Genomic DNA, 12421 nt, shown 5'->3' on the forward strand with positions numbered 1-12421 from the left:
GGATTTAGTACATGTCGAAGACCTCTTCTCCGACTCAAGATGTGCAAGAAATGGTGGCTCAAGCCGATACTGGAGCTCGCTCTCCTAAAGGAATTTCGGCGCGCATCCTGTGGTTTACACCTCTATGTTGGTCATTATTCCAACTTTGGTACGCATCTCCTCTACCCTTCATCTTTGATTTTGGCGTACTCAATGACACCGAAGCACGTTCAATACATTTAATGTTCGCCATATTTTTGGCTTTTACCGCTTATCCGGCGATGAAAAGCTCTCCTCGCAACAGAATTCCGGTAACTGATTGGCTTTTGGCCTTGATCAGCAGTTTCTCAGCGGGATATATCTACATTTTTTATACCGAACTGGCTGGTCGTTCAGGTGCACCAACCACAGCCGATATCGTTATTGCCGTAGTCGGGATGATTCTGCTGCTTGAGGCTACTCGTCGGGCTCTCGGCCCTCCACTAATGGTGGTTGCCGCTGTATTTTTATTGTATGTCTTTGGCGGACCTTATATGCCAGATGTGATAGCGCATAAAGGTGCAAGTCTTAGTAAAGCCATGTCTCATCTATGGCTCACTACTGAGGGAGTATTTGGGGTTGCGCTGGGCGTTTCATCGTCTTTCGTCTTTCTATTCGTTCTTTTCGGCGCCATGTTAGAGCGCGCAGGCGCAGGTGCTTATTTCATCAAGGTTGCCTTTTCTTTACTCGGTCACATGAGAGGGGGACCAGCCAAAGCGGCTGTGGTCGCCTCTGGTCTATCAGGCATAGTATCAGGCTCATCAATCGCCAATGTCGTGACGACAGGTACATTCACTATCCCATTGATGAAAAAGGTAGGCTTTCCAGGAACTAAGGCAGGGGCCGTTGAAGTTGCCGCCTCAACCAATGGCCAGCTTACGCCTCCAATCATGGGTGCCGCTGCATTTCTGATGGTAGAATATGTTGGCATTTCTTACGTGGAAGTCATCAAAGCAGCCATTCTTCCAGCCTTAATTTCCTATATCGCACTTATCTACATTGTCCACTTGGAAGCTTGCAAGGCTGGTATGCAAGGTCTCCCGCGGCGTCACACACCAACCATAGTTCAAAGTCTACTGTCTTTCACTGGAACTATTTTGGGTCTATGTGTAATCAGCGCAGCCGTTTACTACGGGGTAGGATGGACGAAAAACGTATTTGGAGAGGCTGCAACTCCTATCGTCGTATTCATCTTAATTCTCACCTACATTGTGCTTATTAGTATTTCAGCCAAGAATGCCCATGAAGGAGAGCTGGACGTTAATGCAGAGCTAACCGAAGTTCCAGATCCTGGGCCAACCATTAAGTCTGGCCTCCACTATCTGTTACCCATTGTCGTTTTAGTTTGGTGCTTGACAGTAGAGCGCTTTTCACCGGGATTATCAGCATTCTGGGCAACGGTGTTTATGATCTTTATTATCATCACTCAACGCCCTCTCATGTCACTCATATCAAAACAAGGAAATGCAGTTGCAGAGACACGCGCAGGCTTTGTAGATTTATTAGAAAGCTTGGTATCCGGCGCTCGCAATATGATAGGGATCAGTGTCGCCACAGCTGCTGCTGGAACGGTGGTTGGTGCAGTAACACTTACCGGTATTGGCCTCGTCATGACTGACTTCGTCGAATTTATATCCGGCGGTAATATAATTTTGATGTTACTGTTTACCGCGGTCATTAGCTTGATTCTCGGTATGGGCTTACCAACAACCGCAAATTATATTGTTGTATCCACTCTTATGGCTCCGGTTATCGTCACATTGGGAGCGCAAAGCGGAGTCATCATTCCACTGATTGCGGTGCACTTATTTGTCTTTTATTTCGGGATCTTAGCGGATGACACACCGCCTGTTGGACTGGCCGCTTTTGCCGCTGCTGCAATCGCAAAATCCGACCCAATCAGAACGGGTATTCAAGGGTTCACTTACGATATTCGTACCGCCATTTTACCTTTTATGTTCATTTTCAATACTCAACTACTCTTGCTAGGTATTGATACATGGTGGCATCTGTTGCTGACCATAGCATCATCTATTGCAGCCATGCTTATTTTCTCAGCAGCAACTCAAGGCTGGTGGTTTACCAAAAATAAATGGTGGGAAACCATTCTATTACTGCTGCTCACCTTTACTTTCTTCCGCCCCGGTTATTGGTGGGATCACATTTATCCCGCCAAAGAAAGTCACCCTGGCACGGATATCCGACAAATTGCCCAAAAGCTACCTATCGGACAAGATATGGAGATTTTGGTTTCCGGGCAAAACCTCGAAGGTGAATCGGTGGCTAAAACAGTCCGTCTACCTTTTGATGATCAAGCTCAATCCGCAGATGATCGTATTCGCTCTATGGGACTTGTATTAAAACAAGTTGAAGATAAAGTCGTGGTTGATATGGTCGAGTTTGGTAGCCCAGCAGAAGCAGCTGGCGTTGACTTTGATTGGGAAGTACGTTCTGTCATCACAACAGCAGATCGACCAATGAAAGAATGGGTATTCGTCCCGGCACTATTGCTGCTTATTGGTTTGGCAATCAACCAAAAACGGCGCATACGCAAAGATGCACTTGCCCAAAGCGCGTGTTAAATAGGACGTCACATAATAATAATAACTTAAGCTACACTTACTACCGAGCCAAAGTAAACTCTTCGTTGGCTCGGTTTACATGAGAGAATACCCAATGTACAAACATGTTCTTGTTCCTGTCGACTTAAACGACAATGGTTTCTCAGATAAAGCACTTGAGGTTGCTATCTGGCACGCCAAACATTCTCCAGCAAAACTTCACTTACTTAATGTGTTGCCTGGCATTCACATGTCGATGGTGGCGACTTACTTTCCAAAAGATGCGGCAGCGAAAATGAAGCAAGATGTAGAAAAACAGCTTGAACAATTCGCCAGTACCCATATTCCAGAACATATTTCATATCAAACCCATGTGGTTGAAGGAAAGCCTTACTCCGCTATTATTGATTGCGCCAAGAAAGTTCAGGCTGAGCTCATTGTTATGCCAAGCCATAAACGTTCCAAATTAGACAAAGTGATGTTAGGTTCTGTCGCAAGCAAAGTTGTTGAAAACTCGCCAATCAACGTGCTTGTGATAAAACCACAGGGCTAAATAGCTTATTGAGCATGACGCTGACACACTTCATTTAATAGTTAATAACGATTAATAATATAGTTTCAATCAATTTTAACTAGTGAAAATAATAATCAATAATGATTCTATCGAAACCATGATGGGATCATTTGATGAAAAAAACATTAACTTTTGCCTCAATTCATTTCACCATCGCGTTTAGCGTCGCTTACGTTCTTACTGGTGATATTCTTATTGGCAGCCTAATTGCGATGATCGAACCCATGGTCAACACTGTAGCCTTTTACTTCCATGAGCGTCTGTGGCAGACAGTGAGCTATCTTAAGAAAAAGAACAGTGCGACAGGATTAAAAACAACCAGTTTTGCAGTCGTTCATTTTAGTGTCGCATTCACTGTTGCCTATTTGTTATCAGGAAGCTGGTTAGTAGGAGGCTTGATGGCTGCCGTTGAGCCAAGCATCAATACTCTGGCTTATTATTTCCACGAACGTGTATGGACTCGTAAACAAAGTCTTGTGAGCGCTAAGCAAGCTCTACAAGTGTAAACGTATTTAGACGGGAAAATGCGTTACGCAAAGATCTTCACTCAGCCCGATAGAAAATTTTTGCGTTTGTCCATCAAGAATGACTTCTAGAGAATACAGGTTATTCGACTGCGGATGATTAGCGTCAAAGTATATTGGCGCTTCAACCTGAAAAAGAGCACTCACATGGTTATTACGAACATCGATGGGCAATTGATAGCTCATGCCGTTGAATTTCACCATAGCGGATAACAATCCCGGAGCATAAGTTGTATAGTGTAAGTCAACCATAAATTCACAGCCTCCTCCGTGATGCCATATCTGCTCTGTGACCACATGTTCAAGACGAACATGGCGAATAAACTGCAAATAGGGTGCTTTCCAAATGCCAACTCTTGGATCACACTTCAAATAAACCGGCTCACCAAGCTGGCAAATATCAAGTTTATCTTCTTCAAGTAGCAGGTCATCATCCTCTTCAATGAGCAGAATCTCAAATCGGTTGCGACCAAGTTGCATGTGCGGGCGAATATCTTTTTTGTATTCAGTTTGCGAGCCATCACAATCAAATAAGGCAACCCCATTAAGCCGAACTTCCGCATGAGCATTGATACCGCCAAGTACCAAGTCAACCGATGGATAAGCCATCATCGCCTCATCAACGTCTATATCGTGCATGAGGTGCCATTCCTGAGCCGCTATGTCATCTTCAGACAGCGAGCTTGGCAGCTTATCACTCAGAGGAGCCGGAAAAAGGATGTCATCTTGCGGAATAGAAATATCCGTCAGTGGCGAAAGCTGCCAAAGACCAGCAAGTGATAACTGCATAAAACCCTATAGCCCGATCGTAAAAGGAGAATTATAAAGTAATTGAAAGTTGGACAATACTTAAAATCTCGCAAATAAAAAAAGAAAAACCAGCATTGGTGCTGGTTCTCGCCAAAAAATAAAAATTAATCTTCCTCGTCATCTTCAGGATACAGAGCATCTTCACCTTCGTAATAGGTACCCCAGCCATCATAGATAATGTCATATTTTTCAGCCAGATGAATGAGCTTTTCCACTTGGGAATCTATCGTTTCAGCATTTAATGCCGATTCCATAGTCGCATCACAACACAGCAGCTTATTACCATCTTCGTCTTCCGTTTCCTCAGCTTCTAGAACTTCAAAACCCATTTTAAACGCTTCAACCGCGGCTTTTTCTAACGTTTCAAAATTTTCTGCAAACAGATGATGCTCAATATCATATAGCGCATCTGGATCACTCCCATCTTCCAACAAAGCTTGGATGATATCGCGAGTTTCCTCCTTTTGAATCTCAATTAATTCTTCAACTGATAGATATTCGTCTTCATGAGACATAAGTCGGCTCCAGATAGTAACAGTATTGTTGGAAAGTTAATGGCAAGGAATATCGCATGGTTCTCGTCAAATTACTACCCACAATCATGGTGTCAAAGCAACTTGATTCGCCCGCTCAAGCGAGATTGGAACATAACCACCTCACAACCAGCAAAATTTAACATTTTTTTATCATCAACTATATTCAGAATTATCTACCGTTGCTTACTTGCCCTTATAAACCACTTAAATGCGTTTTTATATTTTAGTTGTGCATATATTCATTGAACCAACAAATGAATATAAATATAGTTTGATGTAAATTATTGCTTCAAGCTTGCATAGCTATGCTTAAATCATTTTTAATCTGTCAGCAATCACAATAAATAGCAACGAATATTGACGCATTGTTATCCCTGCTGTTTAAGCCATCATTATAGGTTTGAATGGTTAAAATACAGACCAAAATCAGCACATAAAACCAGAAAAAATCCTTAATATAGGTTTTATCTCCAACAATCGCACTTGCATCTTGATAACAAGCTTGTCATAAATAGATAATGGAAATTATTGTAAGGATGCAGAATGAGTAAGTTATATGTAGGTTCAGAAGTCGGCCAATTGAGACGAGTTCTGTTAGCGCGTCCAGAACGAGCGCTGACCCACTTAACACCTTCAAACTGCCACGAACTACTGTTTGACGATGTTCTTGCCGTAGAAGCGGCAGGAGAAGAGCATGATCAATTTGCACAGACACTAATAAATCAGGGTGTTGAGGTTCTACTTCTTCATGACTTATTGGTAGAAACACTGTCAGTAAAAGAAGCCAAAGAATGGTTATTAGATACCCAAATATCTGATTTTCGTTATGGTCCCACTTTTGCTAGGGATTTGCGCCATTATTTATCCGATATGGATAATGAACATTTAGCCACTGTCCTTTTAGGCGGCTTGGCATATTCGGAGTTACCTATTCATTCCGCTTCAATGCTACCTAAAATGCATCGCCCATTGGACTTTGTGATAGAACCTCTACCTAATCACCTGTTTACTCGCGACACCTCTTGCTGGGTGTATGGCGGTGTATCTCTAAACCCAATGATGAAGCCAGCAAGGCAGCGAGAAACGAATCATTTGAGAGCCATCTACCGTTGGCATCCTGTGTTTGCTGGGCAAGATTTCATTAAGTACTTTGGAGATGAAGACTTACATTACGACAATGCGAATATTGAAGGCGGAGATGTACTTGTCATCGGTAAAGGCGCTGTACTGGTTGGGATGTCGGAACGTACTACAGCACAAGGAATTGAAAACCTAGCGGCAAATCTATTCCGTCATGGCCAAGCAAAACAAGTGATAGCCATTGATCTGCCTAAACATCGCTCTTGCATGCACCTCGATACAGTGATGACACACATGGATATTGATACTTTTTCTGTCTATCCAGAAATTATGCGTAAAGATCTTGATACTTGGAGGCTCACACCAAAAGGCACCAATGAAATGACGGTTGAACAAGTGCCAAGTTATACCCACGCTATTGAGAAAGCATTAGGGGTTGATTATCTCAAGATCATCACAACGGGCGGTGATAACTATGAAGCAGAACGAGAGCAATGGAATGATGCTAACAACGTGTTGACGGTCAAACCTGGTGTTGTAATTGGCTATGAACGCAACGTTTATACCAATGAGAAATACGATAAAGCAGGTATTACAGTACTAACCATTCCTGGCAATGAGTTAGGTCGTGGTCGTGGCGGGGCTCGTTGTATGAGCTGCCCAATAGAACGAGATAGTATTTAGGCATAGCGATAAAAAAGAGGGAAAGTGGTGCTTTCCCTCTTTTTTTCGATGTCCTACTTTCAATTCCGTATCAAGCTTTTACACCCGCTTGCAGGTTCAACATTTCTACTTCTTTGTCTAACGACTTTAACTTTTCTTCCATTTGCTGATGACACAAATTGGCAAAGTCTCGAATATTGCCTTTATCAAAACCCTCTGAACTCACAGGAGGCAACATTTCCACAATAACATGACCGTTATTCCAACGATTAAGCTTAAGACCGTATGTTGAGCTACAGACAATGGGAACAACCGCAACTTTAGCACCGACAGCGGCATGAAATGCGCCCGTTTTAAATGGCAACAAACCCCGTCCACGGGAACGAGTCCCCTCAGGAAACATCCATACTGAGACTTCACTGGCTTTCATATTGTCAACAACTTGATCAATTGTACTTTTCGCCTTTGAGCGATTGGCTCGATCAATCAGTATGTTGCCTGTTAGCCAATACAATTGACCAAATAATGGCATCCAAGCGAGACTCTTCTTTCCTACGGTAACGACTTTCGGCGTCACAGCCGAAGAAACGGTGAAAAGATCCCAGTTATTTTGGTGATTAGCAATATAAACATGCTGCCCACGTTGGTAGGCATCATTAGGAATACGTAACTCCAATGTGATTCCAAATACACGAGACATCTTGCTAAACAGCCGACCAAAAGTAAAAACATGTTTGGGGTTTCGTGGACTAAGCAAACAATAACCACACCCAAATACAAACATAACAATGGCAAAAATCGCGATGGCCAATACACGGAATAGTGCAATCATTAGTTGTTCTCCAACAACAAAGTAGTCAGTAATATTTGTCCGAGACTCTAACGGATTTGGCCCTCATAAAAAAGCCGAAACTCCTGTTTCGGCTTGACCATGCGAGCTGCAATCAACGAGAATCGCTAAAGCGCTCTATATTTGCTCCAAGAGCAGATAACTTATCTTCTATCTTATCGTAACCGCGATCAATATGATAAATTCGGTCTACAATCGTTTCGCCTTTGGCAATACAGCCAGCAATAACGAGACTTGCAGAAGCTCGTAAGTCTGTGGCCATCACTTGAGCGCCACTTAATTCTTCAACGTCACCACAAATAACGGTATTGCCCTCAATTTCAGCCTTTGCGCCCATACGCATCAATTCGGGGACATGCATAAAACGGTTTTCAAAGATGGTCTCTGTAATCACACCGCCACCTTGAGCCATCATATTTAATAACGTAAATTGTGCCTGCATGTCGGTTGGAAAACCTGGATGTGGCGCTGTGCGAACAGTCACAGCTTTAAGCGTTCGATCGCGCATATCAACGGAAATCCAATCATCTCCTGTTTCCACTAGCGCTCCCGCTTCTTCAAGTTTAGCCAACACTGCTTCGAGTAAATGTGCTTTCGTATTACGACATACTACTTTGCCACCAGATACTGCAGCTGCAACGAGAAATGTCCCCGTTTCAATCCGATCAGCAACCACAGCATGTTGACCACCCCCAAGGTTTTCAACACCTTCAATAGTAATGGTGTCCGTACCTGCACCGGAAATTTTCGCGCCAAGTTTATTGAGAAATTCAGCCGTATCAACAATTTCTGGCTCACGAGCAGCATTATCTAACACCGTCGTTCCTTGTGCTAAAGTCGCGGCACACATAATCGTAATCGTAGCGCCGACACTGACTTTATCCATGACAATATGCGCACCTTGCAATCGCCCATCAACACTAGCCTTCACATATCCATCTTCTAATACAATTGTCGCGCCCAACTGTTCAAGGCCATTAATATGCAGATCTACGGGTCTAGCACCGATCGCACAGCCTCCCGGTAGGGATACTTGTCCCTGACCAAAACGCGCCACCAAAGGACCAAGAGCCCAAATGGAAGCTCGCATTGTTTTGACGAGATCATAAGGGGCACAAAACTCATTGATATTACTGGGGTCAACGTGCACAGAACCGTTACGTTCAACCTTAGCACCCAGACGCTTAAGAAGCTCCATTGTGGTATCAATGTCACGCAAGTGAGGCACGTTTGCCACTTCTACTGGCTCTTGCGCCAGAATAGAGGCAAATAAAATTGGCAAGGCGGCGTTCTTTGCTCCTGAAATTGTCACTTCACCATTAAGAGGAAGCTTAGAACCTATAACTCGAAACTTATCCATCATAGATCCTTATAGTGACATCAGTTTCTTATCTCGAGCCCACTCATCAGGAGAGTATGCTTTGATGGATAAGGCATGGATATCATTTCTTTGAATATACTCCATTAATGGAGCGTAAATTAGCTGTTGCTTTTTCACTCGACTCATACCATTAAAGCAGGCATCCACAGCGACAACTTCATAATGGCTGCCTTCACCTTTCACATGAAGCTCTTCTAAGTTAAGTGCTTGCTCTAAAATTTGCTGTACTTTGGCACTATCCACCACTTACCCCTGTTTAATTCTTGATATGCCCGTCAATACACTCTTCAACATTGCTCAACTGGAACAAAGTTAGCAGTTGTTTTGGCACGAAACTGAGCATTATATGACAGTTTTTAATTTTTGCATGTTCTATTAGATGAATTAGCATCACCATACCAGCTGAATCCACTCGTTCTACTGGCTCCAAGCTGATCTCAATCATCGAATGGTCGGGTTGCCACAGGGACAAACACTTCCATAGTTCAGGTACTGACTCTCTATCTAGCACTCCTGATAACTGATATTTTTCATCAGATATCCTTAACCATTGACCCGAATTCATTTTTCTTTACTCTCAAAACGAATCGGTCGAGACGCCAACTCTTCCAGATCTTTGGCAACTGCCAAAATCCCTTCTTGGCGTAACTGACTGCTCCATTCTGACTGCTTGCTAGACAACAGGCTGATTCCTTCAGCAATCATATCAAAAGCTAACCACTCTCCCGTTTTCTTGTCTTTTCGCAGCTTAAATTCAAGCTTAATATTGGGTCTTGGTGTATCAATAATGTCAACTTTCACACCGGCAATGGTTTTACTGTCATCTATCTTCGGTTCTGGGCCAAATTCAATCTTTTGATTCGTGTATTGAGTCAATACTTGTGCATATGAGCTGACCAAGTAAGCGCGAAAAGCAGCAATAAAATGACTCACATCTTCACGCTTAGCCCCTTTTAAATTTGGCCCCAACAATTTTAGTGCCGCATACTTTTCGTTGACGTAAGGCATCAGCTCTTGTTCAACAATCACTTTTAAATGATCAGGATTCTTGTGCACCGCATCTTGCTCGGATTTCAAACGATCGAATGCTTGCTGAGCAACTTGCTTCATCATTTGATAAGGTTGGGTTTTGTCAATTTCCGCGGCACCAGCTGTCAGCGTTACAGCAAACATTGTTAAACTCAGTAGTAACTGCTTAAACATGGTTATTCCTCTTCCTGATTTTTCGAGTCACCACCGACGCTATATAATACTTGACCAATTAGGTCTTCCAACACTAGCGCTGATTTCGTATCTTCGATGTAATTACCATCCACTAACATTTGCTCATCATCAAAAACAAATCCTGGCGTTAAACCTATGTATTGCTCACCAATCAAACCTGATGTGAGTATTTTGACACTCGATGTTTCAGGAAATTGGTCATAATCTGCGTTAATTGACATAGTCACAACAGGAAGAAGATTCTCTTTGTTGAGCCCTATGTCTGCCACTCGCCCAATAACCACACCACCCACTTTCACAGGTGAACGGACTTTTAAACTACCTATGTTATCGAACTCAGCTTTCAGCGTATAAGTATTATTCGCGCCGAGCCCTTTTACGTCAGCGACTTGAAAAATCATCACCAACACTGCGCAAATTCCAGCAATCACAAAAGTGCCGACCCATAACTCAATTTTTCTTGTTTGTTGCATAGTTAATTCCCAAACATCAGTGCAGTCAGTACAAAGTCTAAACCAAGTACTGCCAATGAAGAGTGTACGACGGTACGAGTCGTTGCTCGACTGATACCTTCCGAAGTCGGAATCGCATCATACCCATTGAATAATGCTACCCAAGTTACCGTGATAGCGAATACCAAACTTTTAATAAGGCTATTACCAATATCTTGGCCAAGCTCAACCGAAGCCTGCATAGCCGACCAGAAACTGCCGTGATCAATGCCTTTCCAATCAACCCCAACCAGCTGGCCACCCCAGATCCCAACAGCCATAAAAATCATCGCCAGCATAGGCATTGATATCACTCCGGCCCAAAAACGGGGGGCGATGACGCGCTTTAATGGGTCAACCGCCATCATTTCCATACTTGATAACTGCTCTGTTGCTTTCATCAAGCCGATTTCAGCCGTCAGAGCGGACCCTGCTCTACCGGCGAACAATAGTGCAGTCACAACCGGTCCCAACTCTCGCAGCAATGATAAAGCAACCATTTGCCCCAGTGCACCTTCTGCACCAAAATCGACCAAAATGACGTAACCTTGAAGACTCAGTACCATGCCTATAAATAAACCCGACAAAACAATGATGATCAGAGACTGAACACCAACGCTATATAATTGCTTGACTAATAGAGGAAGGTTTTTTATCGGTTGAGGGCGAGATATTAGAGCACCAAATACCATCAAACTTGCACGACCAAAAGACTCACACACATCTAATGTTCTGCGGCCTGTCGCGGCAATAAAATTTGCCAAGTCAGATACCATCAAAAAGCTCCTTAGTTAAAGCTTGTGCTGGATAACGAAACGGAACAGGCCCGTCAGCGTTGCCAAGAAGAAATTGTTGTACTTGTGGATCAGGATTGGCATGCAACTCTTCAGGCGTACCTTTAGCAATAATTTTTCCATTCGCTAAGATGTAAACCCAATCGGCTATACTCATCACCTCAGGGACATCATGAGACACCACAACAGACGTCACTCCCAAAGCTTGATTTAGATTGCGTATCAGTTCAACCAATACCCCCATAGTAATTGGGTCTTGACCAACAAAAGGCTCATCATACATGATAAGTTCAGGATCAAGGGCGATAGCACGCGCTAATGCTGCTCTTCTTGCCATACCACCAGACAGTTCACTTGGCATCAACTGTGATGCGCCTCTTAAACCAACCGCTTCCAGTTTAAGTAGGACTAATGTACGAATCAGTGTTTCGTCTAAACGCGTATGTTCACGAAGCGGAAAAGCGACATTGTCAAAGACGTTGAGGTCCGTAAATAACGCTCCAGACTGAAATAACATGCTCATTTTTTTACGCTTTTTGTATAATCGCTTGCGGTTTAACGTCGGAATATTCTCACCATCAAACCACACTTCACCTTTATCTGGGTAAAGTTGACCACCAATAAGACGCAATAAAGTTGTCTTACCTATACCGGATGGTCCCATAATTGCGGTGACTTTCCCACGAGGAACATTCAAGCTGATATCATCAAATATCCGCCTTTTCCCTCGAAAAAAAGTTAAGTTTTTAATGGTTACAAGATCCGAAGATGACATAGCATTCCCTGACTTAGCGCGTTGAATCGGCCATCATAAGCACATTGTGTAAAAATTTGAAGATCTGCCTATTTAATTATGGCTAACATTTTACTAAATAAAGCTCTTTTCATTTCCAAACATGATAAAGTCGATCAATT

The 12421-nt window shown here is 43.1% G+C and carries 14 protein-coding genes; 4 read left to right on the top strand and 10 right to left on the bottom strand.

The genetic code is table 11. The features are described from left to right. The first annotated feature begins 11 nt into the window (after positions 1–11). The 3 genes from QQK21_RS10920 to QQK21_RS10930 all read left to right on the top strand — a co-directional run bounded on the left by QQK21_RS10920 (position 12) and on the right by QQK21_RS10930 (position 3659). Entirely contained in the window at positions 12–2600 is a 2589-nt protein-coding gene (locus QQK21_RS10920) for a TRAP transporter permease (protein WP_284192228.1), read from the top strand. 94 nt (positions 2601–2694) lie between these two features. Next, positions 2695–3132: a universal stress protein gene (locus tag QQK21_RS10925; protein ID WP_284192229.1), complete on the top strand. Its 438-nt coding sequence runs from the start codon at positions 2695–2697 to the stop codon at positions 3130–3132. Positions 3133–3266: 134 nt separating this feature from the next. Further along, complete coding sequence (locus QQK21_RS10930) at positions 3267–3659, top strand: DUF2061 domain-containing protein (protein ID WP_284192230.1); 393 nt, start codon at positions 3267–3269, stop codon at positions 3657–3659. A gap of 6 nt (positions 3660–3665) precedes the next feature. Here QQK21_RS10930 and QQK21_RS10935 read toward each other — a convergent pair whose 3' ends face one another. Both QQK21_RS10935 and rraB read right to left on the bottom strand, forming a co-directional pair. Further along, entirely contained in the window at positions 3666–4466 is an 801-nt protein-coding gene (locus QQK21_RS10935) for a glycosyl hydrolase 2 galactose-binding domain-containing protein (protein WP_284192231.1), read from the bottom strand. 125 nt (positions 4467–4591) lie between these two features. Beyond that, the gene (gene rraB / locus QQK21_RS10940) at positions 4592–5002 is read right to left on the bottom strand and encodes a ribonuclease E inhibitor RraB (protein ID WP_284192232.1); all 411 of its coding nucleotides are present in this window, start codon (positions 5000–5002) and stop codon (positions 4592–4594) included. Between the two features lie 564 nt (positions 5003–5566). Between rraB and arcA the strand changes: the two genes are divergently transcribed. After that, positions 5567–6787, top strand: a complete 1221-nt coding sequence (gene arcA / locus QQK21_RS10945; RefSeq protein ID WP_284192233.1) for an arginine deiminase — start codon at positions 5567–5569, stop codon at positions 6785–6787. Positions 6788–6857: 70 nt separating this feature from the next. Here the strand turns inward: arcA and QQK21_RS10950 are convergent, their stop codons facing one another. From QQK21_RS10950 to mlaF, 8 genes are all read right to left on the bottom strand, one after another. Further along, the gene (locus tag QQK21_RS10950; protein ID WP_284192234.1) at positions 6858–7598 is read right to left on the bottom strand and encodes a 1-acylglycerol-3-phosphate O-acyltransferase; all 741 of its coding nucleotides are present in this window, start codon (positions 7596–7598) and stop codon (positions 6858–6860) included. A gap of 112 nt (positions 7599–7710) precedes the next feature. Next, entirely contained in the window at positions 7711–8976 is a 1266-nt protein-coding gene (gene murA / locus QQK21_RS10955) for a UDP-N-acetylglucosamine 1-carboxyvinyltransferase (RefSeq protein WP_284192235.1), read from the bottom strand. Between the two features lie 9 nt (positions 8977–8985). After that, positions 8986–9240 (bottom strand): BolA family iron metabolism protein IbaG, encoded by a 255-nt coding sequence (ibaG, locus tag QQK21_RS10960; protein ID WP_284192236.1) that lies wholly within the window; start codon positions 9238–9240, stop codon positions 8986–8988. Positions 9241–9253: 13 nt separating this feature from the next. Next, positions 9254–9562 (bottom strand): STAS domain-containing protein, encoded by a 309-nt coding sequence (locus tag QQK21_RS10965; protein ID WP_284192237.1) that lies wholly within the window; start codon positions 9560–9562, stop codon positions 9254–9256. Then, complete coding sequence (gene mlaC, locus QQK21_RS10970) at positions 9559–10200, bottom strand: phospholipid-binding protein MlaC (protein ID WP_284192238.1); 642 nt, start codon at positions 10198–10200, stop codon at positions 9559–9561. Before mlaC ends, QQK21_RS10965 begins: the two co-directional genes overlap by 4 nt. Before the next feature lie 2 nt (positions 10201–10202). Next, positions 10203–10694 (bottom strand): outer membrane lipid asymmetry maintenance protein MlaD, encoded by a 492-nt coding sequence (gene mlaD / locus QQK21_RS10975; RefSeq protein ID WP_284192239.1) that lies wholly within the window; start codon positions 10692–10694, stop codon positions 10203–10205. 2 nt (positions 10695–10696) lie between these two features. Continuing rightward, on the bottom strand, positions 10697–11488 hold the full coding sequence (gene mlaE / locus QQK21_RS10980; protein ID WP_284192240.1) for a lipid asymmetry maintenance ABC transporter permease subunit MlaE: 792 nt from the start codon (positions 11486–11488) through the stop codon (positions 10697–10699). Next, positions 11478–12281, bottom strand: coding sequence for a phospholipid ABC transporter ATP-binding protein MlaF (mlaF, locus tag QQK21_RS10985; RefSeq protein WP_284192241.1), 804 nt, complete (start codon positions 12279–12281; stop codon positions 11478–11480). The genes mlaE and mlaF overlap by 11 nt, the downstream gene beginning before the upstream one ends. Positions 12282–12421: the final 140 nt, after the last annotated feature.

This window comes from Vibrio zhanjiangensis, assembly GCF_030161235.1.
Classification (GTDB): Bacteria; Pseudomonadota; Gammaproteobacteria; order Enterobacterales; family Vibrionaceae; genus Vibrio; species Vibrio zhanjiangensis.

Coding starts and splice junctions, on each gene's coding strand:
- QQK21_RS10920 (WP_284192228.1), top strand. CDS start 12: ATGTCGAAGACCTCTTCTCCGACTCAAGATGTGCAAGAAATGGTGGCT.
- QQK21_RS10925 (WP_284192229.1), top strand. CDS start 2,695: ATGTACAAACATGTTCTTGTTCCTGTCGACTTAAACGACAATGGTTTC.
- QQK21_RS10930 (WP_284192230.1), top strand. CDS start 3,267: ATGAAAAAAACATTAACTTTTGCCTCAATTCATTTCACCATCGCGTTT.
- QQK21_RS10935 (WP_284192231.1), bottom strand. CDS start 4,466: ATGCAGTTATCACTTGCTGGTCTTTGGCAGCTTTCGCCACTGACGGAT.
- rraB (WP_284192232.1), bottom strand. CDS start 5,002: ATGTCTCATGAAGACGAATATCTATCAGTTGAAGAATTAATTGAGATT.
- arcA (WP_284192233.1), top strand. CDS start 5,567: ATGAGTAAGTTATATGTAGGTTCAGAAGTCGGCCAATTGAGACGAGTT.
- QQK21_RS10950 (WP_284192234.1), bottom strand. CDS start 7,598: ATGATTGCACTATTCCGTGTATTGGCCATCGCGATTTTTGCCATTGTT.
- murA (WP_284192235.1), bottom strand. CDS start 8,976: ATGGATAAGTTTCGAGTTATAGGTTCTAAGCTTCCTCTTAATGGTGAA.
- QQK21_RS10965 (WP_284192237.1), bottom strand. CDS start 9,562: ATGAATTCGGGTCAATGGTTAAGGATATCTGATGAAAAATATCAGTTA.
- mlaC (WP_284192238.1), bottom strand. CDS start 10,200: ATGTTTAAGCAGTTACTACTGAGTTTAACAATGTTTGCTGTAACGCTG.
- mlaD (WP_284192239.1), bottom strand. CDS start 10,694: ATGCAACAAACAAGAAAAATTGAGTTATGGGTCGGCACTTTTGTGATT.
- mlaE (WP_284192240.1), bottom strand. CDS start 11,488: ATGGTATCTGACTTGGCAAATTTTATTGCCGCGACAGGCCGCAGAACA.
- mlaF (WP_284192241.1), bottom strand. CDS start 12,281: ATGTCATCTTCGGATCTTGTAACCATTAAAAACTTAACTTTTTTTCGA.